This is a genomic window from Actinokineospora bangkokensis, assembly GCF_001940455.1.
Taxonomy (GTDB): domain Bacteria; phylum Actinomycetota; class Actinomycetes; order Mycobacteriales; family Pseudonocardiaceae; genus Actinokineospora; species Actinokineospora bangkokensis.
Genome location: NZ_MKQR01000003.1, coordinates 29,658 through 43,410 on the forward strand (window position 1 = coordinate 29,658; position 13,753 = coordinate 43,410).

General features: G+C 71.8%; 15 protein-coding genes. 10 read left to right on the forward strand and 5 right to left on the reverse strand.

The window, feature by feature from the left end; all coding sequences use genetic code 11:
* Positions 1-31: 31 nt before the first annotated feature.
* Positions 32-1,066 carry a glycerate kinase family protein gene (locus BJP25_RS01720; RefSeq protein WP_075972984.1) on the forward strand — a complete coding sequence of 345 codons (1,035 nt, stop codon included), beginning with the start codon at positions 32-34 and terminating at the stop codon, positions 1,064-1,066.
* 161 nt (positions 1,067-1,227) lie between these two features.
* Positions 1,228-1,590, forward strand: a complete 363-nt coding sequence (locus BJP25_RS01725) for a HesB/IscA family protein (protein ID WP_075972985.1) — start codon at positions 1,228-1,230, stop codon at positions 1,588-1,590.
* A gap of 81 nt (positions 1,591-1,671) precedes the next feature.
* Here BJP25_RS01725 and BJP25_RS34480 read toward each other — a convergent pair whose 3' ends face one another.
* A complete protein-coding gene (locus tag BJP25_RS34480; RefSeq protein ID WP_198943309.1) occupies positions 1,672-1,842 on the reverse strand; it encodes a hypothetical protein in 171 nt (56 codons plus the stop codon).
* A 256-nt stretch (positions 1,843-2,098) separates the two neighbouring features.
* On the opposite strand from BJP25_RS34480, the gene BJP25_RS01730 reads away from it, so the two are divergent.
* Both BJP25_RS01730 and BJP25_RS01735 read left to right on the forward strand, forming a co-directional pair.
* Entirely contained in the window at positions 2,099-3,028 is a 930-nt protein-coding gene (locus tag BJP25_RS01730) for a carbohydrate kinase family protein (RefSeq protein ID WP_075972986.1), read from the forward strand.
* Positions 3,029-3,091: 63 nt separating this feature from the next.
* On the forward strand, positions 3,092-3,355 hold the full coding sequence (locus BJP25_RS01735; protein WP_075972987.1) for a helix-turn-helix domain-containing protein: 264 nt from the start codon (positions 3,092-3,094) through the stop codon (positions 3,353-3,355).
* A gap of 126 nt (positions 3,356-3,481) precedes the next feature.
* On the opposite strand, the gene asnB is transcribed toward BJP25_RS01735, so the two are convergent.
* Complete coding sequence (gene asnB / locus BJP25_RS01740; protein WP_075972988.1) at positions 3,482-5,410, reverse strand: asparagine synthase (glutamine-hydrolyzing); 1,929 nt, start codon at positions 5,408-5,410, stop codon at positions 3,482-3,484.
* A 378-nt stretch (positions 5,411-5,788) separates the two neighbouring features.
* Between asnB and ctaC the strand changes: the two genes are divergently transcribed.
* Both ctaC and BJP25_RS01750 read left to right on the forward strand, forming a co-directional pair.
* Positions 5,789-6,685 (forward strand): aa3-type cytochrome oxidase subunit II, encoded by an 897-nt coding sequence (gene ctaC / locus BJP25_RS01745; protein WP_198943310.1) that lies wholly within the window; start codon positions 5,789-5,791, stop codon positions 6,683-6,685.
* Between the two features lie 35 nt (positions 6,686-6,720).
* Entirely contained in the window at positions 6,721-7,122 is a 402-nt protein-coding gene (locus BJP25_RS01750) for a cytochrome c oxidase subunit 4 (protein WP_075972989.1), read from the forward strand.
* 64 nt (positions 7,123-7,186) lie between these two features.
* Here the strand turns inward: BJP25_RS01750 and trpD are convergent, their stop codons facing one another.
* Genes trpD through BJP25_RS01765 form a run of 3 tightly spaced genes read right to left on the reverse strand, consistent with a single transcriptional unit; the run spans position 7,187 to position 9,128 of the window.
* Entirely contained in the window at positions 7,187-8,239 is a 1,053-nt protein-coding gene (gene trpD / locus BJP25_RS01755; RefSeq protein WP_075972990.1) for an anthranilate phosphoribosyltransferase, read from the reverse strand.
* A complete protein-coding gene (locus tag BJP25_RS01760; protein ID WP_075972991.1) occupies positions 8,239-8,649 on the reverse strand; it encodes a response regulator in 411 nt (136 codons plus the stop codon). The genes trpD and BJP25_RS01760 overlap by 1 nt, the downstream gene beginning before the upstream one ends.
* A gap of 50 nt (positions 8,650-8,699) precedes the next feature.
* Positions 8,700-9,128 carry a hypothetical protein gene (locus tag BJP25_RS01765; RefSeq protein ID WP_075972992.1) on the reverse strand — a complete coding sequence of 143 codons (429 nt, stop codon included), beginning with the start codon at positions 9,126-9,128 and terminating at the stop codon, positions 8,700-8,702.
* A 106-nt stretch (positions 9,129-9,234) separates the two neighbouring features.
* Here BJP25_RS01765 and ctaE point away from each other — a divergent pair, with 106 nt between their 5' ends.
* The 4 genes from ctaE to qcrB all read left to right on the forward strand — a co-directional run bounded on the left by ctaE (position 9,235) and on the right by qcrB (position 13,532).
* The gene (gene ctaE / locus BJP25_RS01770; RefSeq protein WP_075972993.1) at positions 9,235-9,861 is read left to right on the forward strand and encodes an aa3-type cytochrome oxidase subunit III; all 627 of its coding nucleotides are present in this window, start codon (positions 9,235-9,237) and stop codon (positions 9,859-9,861) included.
* A gap of 61 nt (positions 9,862-9,922) precedes the next feature.
* Positions 9,923-10,720 carry a cytochrome bc1 complex diheme cytochrome c subunit gene (gene qcrC, locus BJP25_RS01775; protein WP_075972994.1) on the forward strand — a complete coding sequence of 266 codons (798 nt, stop codon included), beginning with the start codon at positions 9,923-9,925 and terminating at the stop codon, positions 10,718-10,720.
* A complete protein-coding gene (gene qcrA / locus BJP25_RS01780) occupies positions 10,717-11,853 on the forward strand; it encodes a cytochrome bc1 complex Rieske iron-sulfur subunit (RefSeq protein WP_075972995.1) in 1,137 nt (378 codons plus the stop codon). Before qcrC ends, qcrA begins: the two co-directional genes overlap by 4 nt.
* The gene (gene qcrB / locus BJP25_RS01785; protein WP_075972996.1) at positions 11,850-13,532 is read left to right on the forward strand and encodes a cytochrome bc1 complex cytochrome b subunit; all 1,683 of its coding nucleotides are present in this window, start codon (positions 11,850-11,852) and stop codon (positions 13,530-13,532) included. The genes qcrA and qcrB overlap by 4 nt, the downstream gene beginning before the upstream one ends.
* Positions 13,533-13,753: the final 221 nt, after the last annotated feature.

The window sequence follows — 13,753 nt, forward strand, 5'->3', positions numbered from 1 at the left end:
GCCCCCGGTCCTGGGTGAATAGGCTCCCGGCATGCGGGTCGTGATCGCTCCGGACGGGTTCGGCGGCACGCTCAGCGCGCCCGAGGCGGCGGCGGCGATCGCCGCGGGCTGGCGCCGCGGGGCCCCCGCGCACGAGCTGCTGCTGCGGCCGCTGGCCGACGGCGGCCCCGGTTTCGTCGACGTCCTGCACACCGCCCTGGGCGGTGACCTGCGGGTTTCCCCGGTCACCGGCCCCACGGGCGAGCCCGTGCGGGCGCGCTGGCTGCTGGTGGGGGAGACCGCCTACGTCGAGTCCGCGGAGGCGGCGGGCCTGCACCTGGTGCACGCCGAGCTGCGCCCCCGCGTGTGCGAGTCGACGACCACGCGGGGTGTCGGGGAACTCGTCGCCGCGGCGGTGGCCGCCGGTGCGCGCGAGGTCGTCATCGGCCTGGGCGGTTCCGCGACCACCGACGGGGGAGCGGGGCTGGTCGAGGCGCTGGCGGGCGTCGACCTGGGCGGTGTGCGGCTGGTCGCCGCCGCCGACGTGGAGAACCCCCTGCTCGGCGCGCACGGCGCCGCGGCGGTGTTCGGGCCGCAGAAGGGCGCCGACGCGGCCGCCGTCGCCCGGCTGGAGCGCAGGCTCGCCGCACACGCCGATGACCTGGCCGCCCGCACCGGCCGCGACCCCCGGGACGAGCCCGGCGCGGGGGCCGCCGGTGGGCTCGGCTTCGCGCTGCTCGCGCTGGGGGCGACCAGCACGTCCGGGTCCGCGCTGGTGGCCCGCGCCACCCGGCTCGCGGACTCGGTGGCCGGCGCGGGGCTGGTGGTCACCGGGGAAGGCAGCTTCGACTGGCAGTCCCTGCGCGGGAAGCTGATCACCGCGGTGGCCGCCGCAGCCGCCGAGCGGGCGGTGCCGTGCATCGTCCTCGCAGGTCAGGTCGCTGTCGGGCGCAGGAGGGCCGCCTCGATCGGGGTCGCGGAGGCGCACGCGGTCGCCGACCACGCCGGGTCGGTCGAGGCGGCCGTGGCCGAGCCCGCCCGCGCGCTGTCCGCGCTGGCCGAGCACGTCGCCCGGCAGTGGCGGTGATCAGCCGCAGGTCCGACGGGCGGGACGGGTCACATCGCCGCGTGGTTGTGTCACCATGGGTGTGGGAAGAAATCCGCGCCTACGCCCGTTGCCCCGGTTAGCAGGTCCCGCCATCCGGCGGGGCACGCCAACACCGGCGTAGGACCAGCCAAGGGAGAACCATGACGACCGCCCAGGAGAACGGCACCGACGCGGCGACCCACGGCGTGCAGCTGTCCGCCGCGGCAGCCAGCAAGGCGAAGGCGCTGCTGGACCAGGAGGGCCGCGACGACATGCACCTGCGCATCGCCGTGCAGCCCGGTGGCTGCGCGGGCCTGCGCTACCAGCTGTTCTTCGACGAGCGCACGCTCGACGGCGACCTGTTCCGCGACTTCGGCGGCCTCAAGGTCGCCGTGGACCGGATGTCCGCCCCGTACGTGGACGGCGCCACCATCGACTTCGTGGACACCATCGAGAAGCAGGGGTTCACCATCGACAACCCCAACGCGGGCGGCAGCTGCGCCTGCGGCGACTCGTTCCACTGAGCCGCAGCCCGGCGCCGAGCAGGCCCCGGACCCGCGCGAGGGCCACGACCGGCAGGTCGTGGCCCTCGCGGCGTGATCGGGTCAGACGTACTCGTCCAGGTCGGTGACCTGGGCGGCGTTGGCCTCGGTGACCCGCCACGCCGCGGCCGCGCGCGCGGTCGGCACGGTGACGGGGACGCTGGTCAGGCGGCTGGGCACGTCGGCGCAGTCGGCGATCAGCTCGGCCATGGTGTCGGCTTCGGGGGTGCTCATGCCCTCGACGGTAAACGTAATCAAGGTCACTTCCCAGGGGTACCGATCGGTAGTCTTCCCGCGGTTCGCGGTCGACTGACCCCACCAGCGGTTGCCGACCCGGTCCCGCGGCTGGTCGAATCCCCTCCGCCTGGTTGATCGATCAGGTGACCGAAGCAGGCAAACCAGACCTGGTCGACGGGCCGTCGACCGGGCCCACGCAGGGAGAGGCCGCGTGCCCGTCGCAGTGTCCGGAAGTATCGCCAACGACAACCTGATGCACTTCCCCGGGAAGTTCGCCGAGCAGCTGGTCGCCGACCAGCTGCACAAGGTGTCGCTGAGCTTCCTCGTCGACGACCTGGTCGTGCGGCGGGGCGGGATCGGGGCCAACATCGCCTTCGGCATGGGCGTGCTGGGCTGCCGCCCGGTGCTGGTGGGCGCCGCGGGCGGCGACTTCGCCGACTACCGGTCCTGGCTGGAGCGCCACGGGGTCGACTGCTCGGGGGTGCACCTGTCGGAGACCCGGCACACCGCCCGCTTCGTCTGCACCACCGACGACGAGCTGAACCAGATCGCCTCGTTCTACGCGGGCGCGATGTCGGAGTCCCGGCTCATCGAGCTGGGTCCGATCGCCGACCGGGTGGGCATCGACCTGATGCTCATCGGCCCGGACGACCCGGAGGCGATGGTCCGCCACGCCGACGAGTGCCGCCAGCGCGGCATCACCTTCGCCTGCGACCCCTCCCAGCAGATGGCCAGGATGGACGGCGCCCAGATCCGCCAGTTCGTCGAGGGCGCGCAGTACCTGTTCACCAACGACTACGAGTGGGAGCTGCTGCGCAAGAAGACCGGCTGGTCCGACGCCGACGTCCTCGAGCACGTCGCCTACCGGGTCACCACCCTGGGCGCCAAGGGCGTGGAGATCCACGGCCGCGACGGCTCGGTCGTCACCGTCGCCGCCGTCCCCGAGACCAGCAAGCTCGACCCCACCGGCGTCGGCGACGGCCTGCGCGCGGGCTTCCTCGCCGCCTTCAGCCAGGGCCTGTCGCACGAGCGCTCCGCCCAGCTCGGCTCCCTCATCGCCACCCTCGTCCTGGAGGCCGACGGCCCCCAGGAGTGGAAGTTCGACAAGGCCGCCGCCCTCACCCGCCTCGCCGCCGCCTTCGGCCCCGAGGCCGCCGCCGAGATCGACGCCATCCTCCCCTGAGGCACCCGGGTGGCCTGCCGTCGACCAGCAGGCCACCCGCCCCGGGCGGGGTACCATCGCCCCATGGTCCGCCAACCCCTCACCCAGCACGAACGCGAACGCGGCGAACTGCTGGGCGCCCTGCTGCGCACGGCCCGCGCCGACCGCAGCATGGCCGAGGTGGCCGCGGCCGCGGGCATCTCGGTGGAGACCCTCCGCAAGATCGAGCGGGGCCGCATCCCCACCCCCGCCTTCTTCACCGTCGCCGCCATCGCCTGCGCCGTCGACCTCCCCCTGGAGGACCTCGTCGCGCGGACCAGCGACACCGACTCCCGCCTGTCGGCCTGACACCCCGCTGAACGGGGACCCCAACGAGAAGAACGGGTGCGAGGAGCAAGCCTCCTCGCACCCGTCCTTCACTCGTTCTCGTGATCCAGCCGGCGCACCCGGCGCACCGGGGCGCGGCCGGGAGGACTACAGCCGGACCGGGTAGTGCGGCTCCGGCACGCGCGGCGAGATCCGCCGCTCGATGAAGATCCCGTGCCAGAGCATGAACACCAGCAGCGCCCAGATCCGCCGCGAGTGGTCGAGCGCGCCCGCGCGGTGGTCCTCCAGCAGCCGCAGGACGGCGTTCTTGTCGATCAGGGCGTCGGTCTGGGAGGCGACGATGATGTCGCGCGCCCAGTCGAACATCTCGTCCTTGAGCCAGAGGCGGATCGGGACCGGGAAGCCGAGCTTGCGGCGGTTGAGCACGTGCGCGGGGACCACCCGGCGCAGCGCCTGGCGCAGGGCGTACTTCGTCGTCTCCTTGGTGATCTTCTGCTCCAGCGGCACGGTGGCCGCGACGCGGAAGACCTCGGGGTCGAGGAAGGGGACCCGCAGCTCCAGGGAGTTGGCCATGGTGACCTTGTCGGCCTTGACCAGGATGTCGCCGCGCAGCCAGGTGAACAGGTCCACGTGCTGCATCCGGGTGACCGGGTCGAGGTCGACCGACTCGCGGTAGGCCGGGGCGGTGACGTCGCGGTGCGAGACCGACGGGTCGAAGGTGCGCAGCACCTGCTGGAGCTGGTCGTCGCGGAAGATGCGCGCGTTGCCGTAGTAGCGCTCCTCCAGCGACAGCGAGCCGCGGCGCAGCAGGTCCTTGCCGCGGGTGCCCTCGGGGATGCGGGTGGAGACCTTGCCCATGAACTTGCGCAGCGACCCGGGCACCCGCTCGAACGGCGCCAGCGACAGCGGCTCGCGGTAGATCGTGTAGCCGCCGAACAGCTCGTCGGCGCCCTCGCCGGAGAGCACGACCTTGACGTGCTTGCGGGCCTCGCGGGCGATGAACCACAGCGGCACCAGCGCCGGGTCGGCCACCGGGTCGTCGAGGTACCAGGTGATCAGCGGCAGGGCGTCCATCATCTCCTGCGGCGACACCGTCTTGACCACGTGCTTGACGCCGATCGCGGCCGCGGACTCGGCCGCCACGTCGACCTCGGAGTAGCCCTGCCGCTCGAACCCGGTGGTGAAGGTCACCAGGTCCGGGTTGTGCCTGCGGGCCAGCGCGGCGATCGCGGTGGAGTCGATGCCGCCGGAGAGGAACGAGCCGACCGTGACGTCGGCGCGCATGTGCTTGGCGACCGAGTCGGCCATCACGTCCACGATCCGGCCGTAGAGCGCCTCGGCGTCGGCCGGGCCGTGCACCGGGGTGGGGTTGAACCGCGGCGTCCAGTACCGCTTGAACACCGGCCGCTCGCCCGGGACCAGGGTGAACGCGTGCCCGGACTCGACCCGGTGCACCTGGGTGTGCATGGTCGCGGGCTCCGGCACGTACTGCAGGGTCAGGTAGTGCTGGAGCGACTTGCGGTCGAGCTCCTGGCGCACCCCGATCACCGGTGCCAGCTCCAGGATGGACTTCTTCTCGCTGGAGAACGCCACCCCGCCCGGGCCCGCCGCGTAGAACAGCGGCTTGATGCCGAACTGGTCGCGCGCGCCGAACAGCGTGCCGCGCTGGGAGTCCCAGATGAGGAACGCGAACATGCCGCGCAGCCGGGTCACCGAGGCCTCGCCGAGGTGGTGGTAGGCCGCCACGATGGTCTCGGAGTCGCCGTCGGTGAAGAACCGGGCCCCGTGCCGCTCGGCCAGCTCGGCCCGCAGCTCCAGGTAGTTGTAGATCTCGCCGTTGAACAGCAGCGAGTAGCGCTGCGGGTTCTCCGGCGGGCCCCACACCAGCGGCTGGTGCGAGCTCTCCAGGTCGATCAGCGACAGGCGGTTGTGGCCGAAGACGGCCTCACCACCGGTCCAGGTGCCGCTCTCGTCCGGGCCGCGGTGGCGCTGGCAGCGCATCGCCGCGCCCACCGCGGCGCGGGCGGCGGCGGCGTCCATCTCGGAGGGGCAGACAAGGCCAAGCAGACCGCACACGCTTCTCGCGCACCTCTCGTGTCGCACTGGGGCAGGGGACGAACCGAGGCAGGGGGTCGGGCGGGGAGGCTCCGGCTCGTCCCGGAAGACGCCAGTATGCCGGGCGCGGTTGCGCCCCCGTGACAAGGTCGTGCCCACGCCGGGGTGTGACCGACATCCGCTCACCCCTCGCAGGGTGTGGCCCGGGTCGCTGGGCTAGGCTCCCGCTTGGCTCCACGACGAGTGCGGACCACCGCTGCCCAGGTGGCGGCACCCGCGCCGGGGTGGGGCCACCGGGAGATCGCCTTCAGGAGGAGTCGCGCAGTGGGCACACCTGCCTCCGGTGCCGCAGGGCACGGGAACCGCACGCCGGGACGGCTGGCCAAGGTCGCAGGGCTGATGGCGCTGGTCGTGCTGGGCGCCTCCGGGTGCTCCACCAACGAGGTGCTGCGCTTCGGCTGGCCCGAGGGCGTGACCCCGCAGGCCGACGCGATGCGGGAGTTCTGGACCTGGTCGGTCATCGCCGCGCTGGTCATCGGCGTCATCACCTGGGCGCTGATCCTGTGGCCGGTGGTGGCCCACCGCAAGCGCGGGGACGCGCTGCCCAAGCAGTTCCAGTACAACCACTTCCTGGAGCTGATCTACACCGGCATCCCGGTCGTGATCGTGGTCGTGCTGTTCTACTTCACCGCCACCACGCAGAACTACATCCAGGAGGAGAAGTCCGACCCGGATGTCACCGTGGACGTGCTGGCGTTCCAGTGGAACTGGCAGTTCGACTACGCCGCCATCAAGGACCCGGCCAGCGGCCAGACCCGCCAGTGGGCCCAGGACGACCCGCAGCGCATCAAGACCGTCGGCAGCTCCGCCGAGATCCCGCTGCTGGTGCTGCCGACCGAGCGCACCATCCAGTACAACCTGCGCTCCCGGGACGTCATCCACTCCTTCTTCGTGCCGGAGTTCCTGTTCAAGCGCGACGTCTTCCCGCACCCGGAGAAGAACGAGCAGGACAGCACCTTCCAGAACAGCATCGACAAGCCGGGGTCGTTCGTCGGCCGCTGCGCCGAGCTGTGCGGCACCTACCACTCGGGGATGAACTTCGAGGTCCGCGCGCTGCCGGGTGACCTGTTCGACAAGTACGTCGACCTGCGCGAGCAGACGAACAAGCAGACCGGCAAGGCCTACACCGCCGCCGAGGCGCTGTCCGAGCTGAACTGCGGCGAGCTGTGCACGCCCACCGCGGTCACCACGACGCCGTTCAACACCGACCGCACCCTGCGCACCGCGTCCAACTGAGACCGTGCGGCACCACCGCTGATTGCGAGGACAGCATGAAGGTCGAAGCCAGGCTCTTCGACGTGACGACCGGGTTCTTCTTCCTGTCGGCGATCGTCTACGGGCTGTGGGCGGGCGAGGCGGTCGGCACGGTCGCGCTCATCCTCACCGGCGGCCTGTCGCTGATCGTCGGCTCGTACTTCCATTTCATCGCCCGCCGCCTGGAGCAGCGCCCGGAGGACAACCCGGACGCGGAGATCTCCGACGGCGCCGGTGAGCTGGGCTTCTTCTCCCCGGGCTCGTACTGGCCGGTCGGCCTGGCCGCCGCCGCGGCGCTGGCCGGGTTCGCCACGGCGTTCTGGCAGGTGTGGCTGCTGGTGATCGCGATCGTGCTGATCCTGTTCACCGTCGGCGGCCTGGTGTTCGAGTACCACACCCGCCCGAGCAGCACCGACTGACGCGCTCCCCTGACGACCGAGGCCCCCGCTGCACCGCAGCGGGGGCCTCGTCGCGTTCCGGGGGTCAGGCGGGGGTGGCCCGCTTGAGCCGCTGCGACACCGCGGTCCAGCGCTCCAGCAGGGCCGCCGCGGCACCCGAGTCCAGGGCCCCGGCGGCCTGCGCCAAGCCCTGCTCCAGGTCGGCGTGCAGGTCGTGGGTGAACCCGCGGTGGGCCGCGATCGCGCCCGCGGCGTTGAGCAGCACCGCGTCGCGCACCGGGCCGGGCTTGCCCGCCACCAGGTCGCGCACGACCTGGGCGTTGAAGGCCGCGTCCGCGCCGCGCAGGTCGGCGGGGGTGGCCGGGGCGATGCCCAGCCGGGCCGGGTCGATGACGTCCTCGCGCACCGCGCCGCCGGAGACCACCCAGGCCCGCGTCGTGGTCGTGGTGGTGATCTCGTCGAGGTTGTCGTCCCCGCGCACCACCAGCACGCTCGCCCCGCGCCCGGCGAACACCGCGGCGACGGTGGGCGCCATCCGCGGGTTCGCGCACCCCACCAGGCCCGCAGACGTCCGCGCGGGGTTGGTGAGCGGGCCCAGGACGTTGAACGCCGTCGGGATGCCCAGCTCGCGCCGCGGGGGACCGGTGACCCGGTAGGCGGGGTGGAAGACCGGCGCGAAGCAGAAGCCGATGCCGACCTCGCGCACGCACGCGGCCACCGCGGCGGGCGGCAGCTCGATCGCCACGCCCAGCTCCTCCAGCACGTCCGCGGTGCCGCACTGCGACGACGACGCGCGGTTGCCGTGCTTGACCACCGGCACGCCCGCCGCGGCGGTCGTCAGGGCGGCCATGGTGGAGATGTTGACCGTGTGCGCCTGGTCGCCCCCGGTGCCCACGACGTCCACCGCGCGGCCGGGCACGTCCACCAGCCGGGCGTGCGCGAGCATGCCCTCGGCCATGCCCGCGATCTCCTCGGGCGTCTCGCCCTTGGCCCGCAGGGCCACCGCGAACCCGGCGATCTGGGCCGGGGTGGCGGTGCCGGACATGATCTCGCCCATCGCCCACGCGGTGTCCGGCGTGCTGAGGTCGGTGCCGTCGATGAGGCGGTTGAGCAGGCCGGGCCAGGTGGGGGCGGGCATCAGCCGCGGGTGGCGGGCAGGCGCTGCGACCGCAGGACGTCGGCGACGGTCTCCGCGGCGGTCAGCGGGTCGAGCGGGTGCACCAGCACGCCCTCGGCGCGCGACCAGGTGGCCAGCCACCGGTCGTCGCGGCGGCGCACCGCGATGACGATCGGCGGGCAGTCGGTGATCTCGTCCTTGAGCTGGCGGCACAGCCCGATGCCGCCGGTCGGCTGCGCCTCGCCGTCGAGGATCGCCAGGTCGACGCCACCCTCGTCCATCGCCATGAGCACCTCGGAGACCGTGCCGACCTCCAGGTAGGCGACCCGGCCGACGTCGGCGGCGGGGCGGCGGCCCACGGCTGTGACGATGCTCTCCCGCACCTCGGGCCGGTGGCTGAACACCAGGATCTTCAGCGGCTGAGTGCTCATGCTCGGCGTCCTCACGCTCGGTCGATCGGGACGCCGCGATGTTATCGGTTTCACCCCGCCGGGGGTTCGGGCCGGGGCTGCATCAGCTGCCAGCCCGGGGCGTCGCCGCCGAGCCGCTGGGCCAGGCTCGCCATCCGCGAGTGCTCCCGGGAGCAGTCCAGCGGGGTCACCACCTGGGTGCGCACGGCGTGGTAGCCCGGCAGGGGGCCGTCCTGCCCGGCCACCGGTCCACGCAGCTCGTAGCCGTCTTGACCGATCAACCCTGCCGCCTCGTCGACCCGGTCGGCGGGCAGGAGCAGCACGTGCCGCAGCACCACCTGGTCGGTGGACGCCCAGCCGGGGGAATCGGCCAGGACGGTGGACGCGGCCCGTGACGGGTCGAAGTTCTCCGCCACGACCACCAGCGCGGGGTCGTCGGGTGAGAGCGGCTCGGGCTGGGCGCGGCCGAACAGCGCCCGGACCCGGTCGAGAAGGGACATCAGCACCTCCTGAATTGCGCATCCGCGCGCATATCGCGCGCGTGACGGCGGTGTGACGCGCTCCATGCGCGCCCCGCCCGGGCGTGGTGGGTTACCGCAGGACATAATGCGACGCGTGACTGCTGCAGCGCCCTCCATTGGCCAGCGCGTGCACTCGCTGAACCGGCCGAACATGGTCAGCGTGGGCACCATCGTCTGGCTGTCCAGTGAGCTCATGTTCTTCGCGGGGCTCTTCGCCATGTTCTTCACCGTCAAGGCGCAGAACACCGGCCCTTGGCCGCCGCCGCTGGAGGAGGGCGGCGAGGCGTTCCACCTGAACGTCCCCTACGCGCTGCCGTTCACCATCATCCTGGTCGCGTCGTCGTTCACCTGCCAGCTCGGCGTCTTCGCCGCCGAGCGCGGTGACGTCTTCGGGCTGCGGCGCTGGTACGTGCTGACGCTGATCATGGGCGCCATCTTCGTCGGCGGGCAGGCCTACGAGTACTACACGCTGGTCAACGAGGGCCTGACCATCCCGTCCGGGCCGTTCGGCACGGTGTTCTTCCTGACCACCGGCTTCCACGGCCTGCACGTCATCGGCGGGCTCATCGCGTTCGTCTTCCTGCTCATCCGCACCCGGCTGAGCAAGTTCACGCCCGCCCAGGCCACCTCGGCCATCGTGGTCTCGTACTACTGGCACTTCGTCGACGTCGTCTGGATCGGCCTGTTCGCGGTCATCTACCTCGTGCCATGACGGACCGGGCCCCCCACCACAGCTCCGCCGAGCCCGCACTGACAGCAAGGGTTGCCGTTCAATGACCAAGAAACCACGCAGTCGTGGCAAGTTCCGCAGGCGCCTGGCCGGACTCCTGGCCCTGGGCTTCGGTCTCCTGTCGGTGGGCTTCGCCTACTCCGCGCTCGCGCCGCAGCCCCCGGTGGCCCAGGCCCAGGACGACGCGGCGCTGGTCCGCAAGGGCGAGCAGGTCTACAACAACACCTGCATCTCCTGCCACGGCGCCAACCTCGAAGGGGTCAAGGACCGCGGCCCCGCGCTGGTCGGCATCGGCCAGGCCTCGGTGTACTTCCAGACCGCGACCGGGCGCATGCCCGCGGTCCGCCAGGAGGCCCAGGCCCAGCGCAAGCCCCCGAAGCTGACCCCGGAGGAGGTCGACGCCGTCAGCGCCTTCGTGCAGTCACACGGTGGTGGCGTCCAGCTCCCCAGCGGCCCGGCCAGCGAGCTCATCGGCGACAACCCCGCCCGCGGCGGCGAGCTGTTCCGCCTCAACTGCGCCAGCTGCCACAACTTCACCGGCCGCGGCGGCGCGCTGTCCTCCGGCAAGTACGCGCCCGCGCTCGACGGCGTCACCGAGACCGAGATCTACGCGGCCATGCTCACCGGCCCGCAGAACATGCCCAAGTTCTCCGACCGGCAGCTCTCGCCGGAGGAGAAGAAGGACATCGTCGCGTACGTCAAGTCGGTCACCGACGGCAACAACAACCCCGGCGGCAACGCCATCGGCGGGCTGGGGCCGCAGTCGGAGGGCCTGATCGCATTCATCGTGGGCATCGCCGCGCTGGTCGGCGTGACCCTCTGGATTGGGGCAAAGGCATGAGTTCGTCCGACCAGGAGCACAAGCTCCCCAGCGAGGCCGAGCTCGCTGAGATGTCCCGCGAGGACCTGGTCAAGCTCGGCGGCAAGCTCGACGGCGTCGAGATCGTGGAGTACCCGGACCCGTGGCCGGTCAAGGGCACCCGCGCGGAGAAGCGCGCCGAGCGGCTGGTGGCGTTCTGGTTCCTGCTCGCCGCGCTGGCGGGCCTGGCGTTCGTGGTCGCGTTCGTGGCGTGGCCGTCGGAGTACGTCGCCCCCGACCAGCCCGGCCACTTCTGGTACTCGCTGTACACCCCGGTGCTCGGCGCGACCCTGGGCCTGTCGATCGCCAGCATCGGCGTCGGCGCGCTGCTCTACACCAAGAAGTTCATCCCGCACGAGGTCTCGGTCCAGCAGCGCCACGACGGCGGGTCGGACCCGGTCGACCAGGCCACCTTCGTCGCCCACCTGGCCGACGCCGGTGTCCGCTCCACCATCGGCCGCCGCTCGCTGATCAAGCGCAGCGCCGGGCTCGGCGCGGGCGCGATGGGCCTGGGCCTGGGCGTGTTCGCCCTCGGCGGCCTGGTCCGCGACCCGTGGGCGCAGACCGACTCGAAGGACTCGCTCTGGCACACCGGCTGGATGTCCACCGACGGCGAGCGCGTGTTCCTGCGCCGCGCCACCGGTGACCCCGAGGCCGTCGTGCTGGTCAAGCCCGAGGACCTCGACGCGGGCGCCATGGAGACGGTGTTCCCGTTCCGCGAGTCCGAGCGCGACAACCACGAGGCCCTGTCGGCCGCGCTCAAGCGCTCCGACAACCCGGTGATGCTCATCCGCCTGCGCCCCGAGGACGCCGCGCGCGTCGTCAAGCACGAGGGCCAGGAGGACTTCAACTACGGCGACTACTACGCGTACACGAAGATCTGCAGCCACCTGGGGTGCCCCACCTCACTGTACGAGCAGCGCACGAACAGGATTCTCTGCCCGTGCCACCAGTCGCAATTCGATGCGCTCACGTACGCCAAGCCCATCTTCGGTCCGGCGACCCGCAAGCTGGCCCAGCTCCCCATCGCGGTCGATGAGGAGACGGGTTACCTTTATGCCAAGAGGGACTTCATCGAGCCCGTCGGGCCTGCCTTCTGGGAGCGGAAGTCATGAGTGCCATCACATCGCCAACGAAGCCCAACAACGCCGCGCTGCGCGCGGCGGGGGGCGCTGCGAAGTGGGCGGACGACCGGTACCACCCGGCCGCGGGCCTGCGCAAGCAGCTCAACAAGGTCTTCCCGACGCACTGGTCGTTCCTGCTCGGTGAGATCGCCCTCTACAGCTTCATCGTCCTGCTGCTGACCGGTACCTACCTGGCGCTGTTCTTCGACCCCTCCATGGAGGAGGTCGTCTACAACGGGTCGTTCGACAACCTGCGCGGCCTGGAGATGTCGCGGGCCTACGAGTCCGCGCTCAACATCGCCTTCGACGTGCGCGGCGGCCTGTTCGCCCGGCAGATGCACCACTGGGCGGCGCTGCTGTTCATGGCCGCCATGGTCACCCACATGTTCCGCGTGTTCTTCACCGGCGCGTTCCGCCGCCCGCGCGAGGTCAACTGGGTCATCGGCGTCAACCTGTTCCTGCTGGGCGCCCTGGAGGGCTTCGCGGGCTACTCGCTGCCCGACGACCTGCTCTCCGGCGCGGGCCTGCGGATCATGTCCGGCCTGATCCTGTCCATCCCGGTGCTGGGCACCTGGGTGCACTGGCTGCTGTTCGGCAGCGAGTTCCCCGGCCAGGACATCATCCCCAGGCTGTACTCGATCCACATCCTGCTGGTCCCGGCCATCCTGCTGGCGCTGATCGGCGCCCACCTGGCGCTGGTCTGGTACCAGAAGCACACCCAGTTCCCGGGCGTGCGGCGCAAGGAGACCAACGTCGTCGGCGTGCGCATCATGCCGGTGTTCGCGGTCAAGGGCGGCGCGTTCATGGCCGTCGTCGTCGGCGTCACCGCCGTCATGGGCGGCCTCTTCCAGATCAACCCGTACTGGAACTTCGGGCCGTTCAACGCCGCGCACATCTCGGCGGGCACGGTGCCGGACTGGTACATGGGCTGGACCGACGGCCTGATCCGGCTGTGGCCCTCCTGGGAGGTCTACCTCGGCCCGTACACCATCCCGGCCGCGTTCTTCCCGTTCATCCTGGGCCTGCCCCTGCTGGGCGGCGTGGCGATGGTCTACCCGTGGGTCGAGCGCAAGTTCACCAAGGACTACGCCCACCACAACCTGCTCCAGCGCCCGCGCGACGTCCCCGTCCGCACCAGCCTGGGCATGATGGCGATCACCTACTTCATGGTGTCGCTGCTGTCGGCGGCCAACGACGTCCTGGCGGACAAGTTCAACATCTCGCTGAACGCGACCACCTGGATGGGCCGCATCGGCCTGCTGATCCTGCCCCCGATCGCCTACTACATCACCTACCGGATCTGCCTGGGCCTCCAGCGCTCGGACCGCGAGGTGCTGGAGCACGGCGTCGAGACCGGCATCATCAAGCGCCTCCCGCACGGCGAGTTCATCGAGGTGCACCAGCCGCTGGGCCCGGTCGACGACCACGGCCACCCCATCCCGCTGGAGTACCAGGGCACCTCGGTGCCGAAGAAGATGAACAAGCTCGGCTCGGCGGGCGCCCCGGTGCAGGGCTCCTGGCTCACCCCGGACCCCCCGGAGGAGACCGCGGCGCTGGCCAGGGCCCGCGCGGCCCAGCACGGCGACCACGCCGAGATCGAGTCCGGTCCGAGCGAGGCGGGGCAGCACACCGCCACCAGCGACCAGACCGGCTCCATCGGCCCGGCCTGACCAGATCGACCTCCGCAGGGGCGGCACCCGAACGGGTGCCGCCCCTGCGGCGTCCCTGGGGGTCCCGGCCGCCGTGCGGTAGCCTGCCGCGGTGATCGGGGCCAGGGTGCGCAGGACGGCGAGCACGGCGGCGCTCACCCTCCTCGTCGTCACCGCGGCGGCGTGCGAGGAGCAGCAGCCGCCCCCGGCCCCCGCCCCCGTGGTGAACCCCTCGGCGGTCG

Excerpts from the sequence above, each read along its gene's own strand:
- qcrA (WP_075972995.1), top strand. The coding sequence starts at position 10,717 with ATGAGTTCGTCCGACCAGGAGCACAAGCTCCCCAGCGAGGCCGAGCTC.
- BJP25_RS01750 (WP_075972989.1), top strand. The coding sequence starts at position 6,721 with ATGAAGGTCGAAGCCAGGCTCTTCGACGTGACGACCGGGTTCTTCTTC.
- BJP25_RS01730 (WP_075972986.1), top strand. The coding sequence starts at position 2,099 with ATGCACTTCCCCGGGAAGTTCGCCGAGCAGCTGGTCGCCGACCAGCTG.
- BJP25_RS01760 (WP_075972991.1), bottom strand. The coding sequence starts at position 8,649 with ATGAGCACTCAGCCGCTGAAGATCCTGGTGTTCAGCCACCGGCCCGAG.
- ctaC (WP_198943310.1), top strand. The coding sequence starts at position 5,789 with ATGGCGCTGGTCGTGCTGGGCGCCTCCGGGTGCTCCACCAACGAGGTG.
- BJP25_RS01735 (WP_075972987.1), top strand. The coding sequence starts at position 3,092 with ATGGTCCGCCAACCCCTCACCCAGCACGAACGCGAACGCGGCGAACTG.
- ctaE (WP_075972993.1), top strand. The coding sequence starts at position 9,235 with ATGCGACGCGTGACTGCTGCAGCGCCCTCCATTGGCCAGCGCGTGCAC.
- BJP25_RS01720 (WP_075972984.1), top strand. The coding sequence starts at position 32 with ATGCGGGTCGTGATCGCTCCGGACGGGTTCGGCGGCACGCTCAGCGCG.
- BJP25_RS01725 (WP_075972985.1), top strand. The coding sequence starts at position 1,228 with ATGACGACCGCCCAGGAGAACGGCACCGACGCGGCGACCCACGGCGTG.
- BJP25_RS34480 (WP_198943309.1), bottom strand. The coding sequence starts at position 1,842 with ATGAGCACCCCCGAAGCCGACACCATGGCCGAGCTGATCGCCGACTGC.
- qcrB (WP_075972996.1), top strand. The coding sequence starts at position 11,850 with ATGAGTGCCATCACATCGCCAACGAAGCCCAACAACGCCGCGCTGCGC.
- BJP25_RS01765 (WP_075972992.1), bottom strand. The coding sequence starts at position 9,128 with ATGTCCCTTCTCGACCGGGTCCGGGCGCTGTTCGGCCGCGCCCAGCCC.
- trpD (WP_075972990.1), bottom strand. The coding sequence starts at position 8,239 with ATGCCCGCCCCCACCTGGCCCGGCCTGCTCAACCGCCTCATCGACGGC.
- qcrC (WP_075972994.1), top strand. The coding sequence starts at position 9,923 with ATGACCAAGAAACCACGCAGTCGTGGCAAGTTCCGCAGGCGCCTGGCC.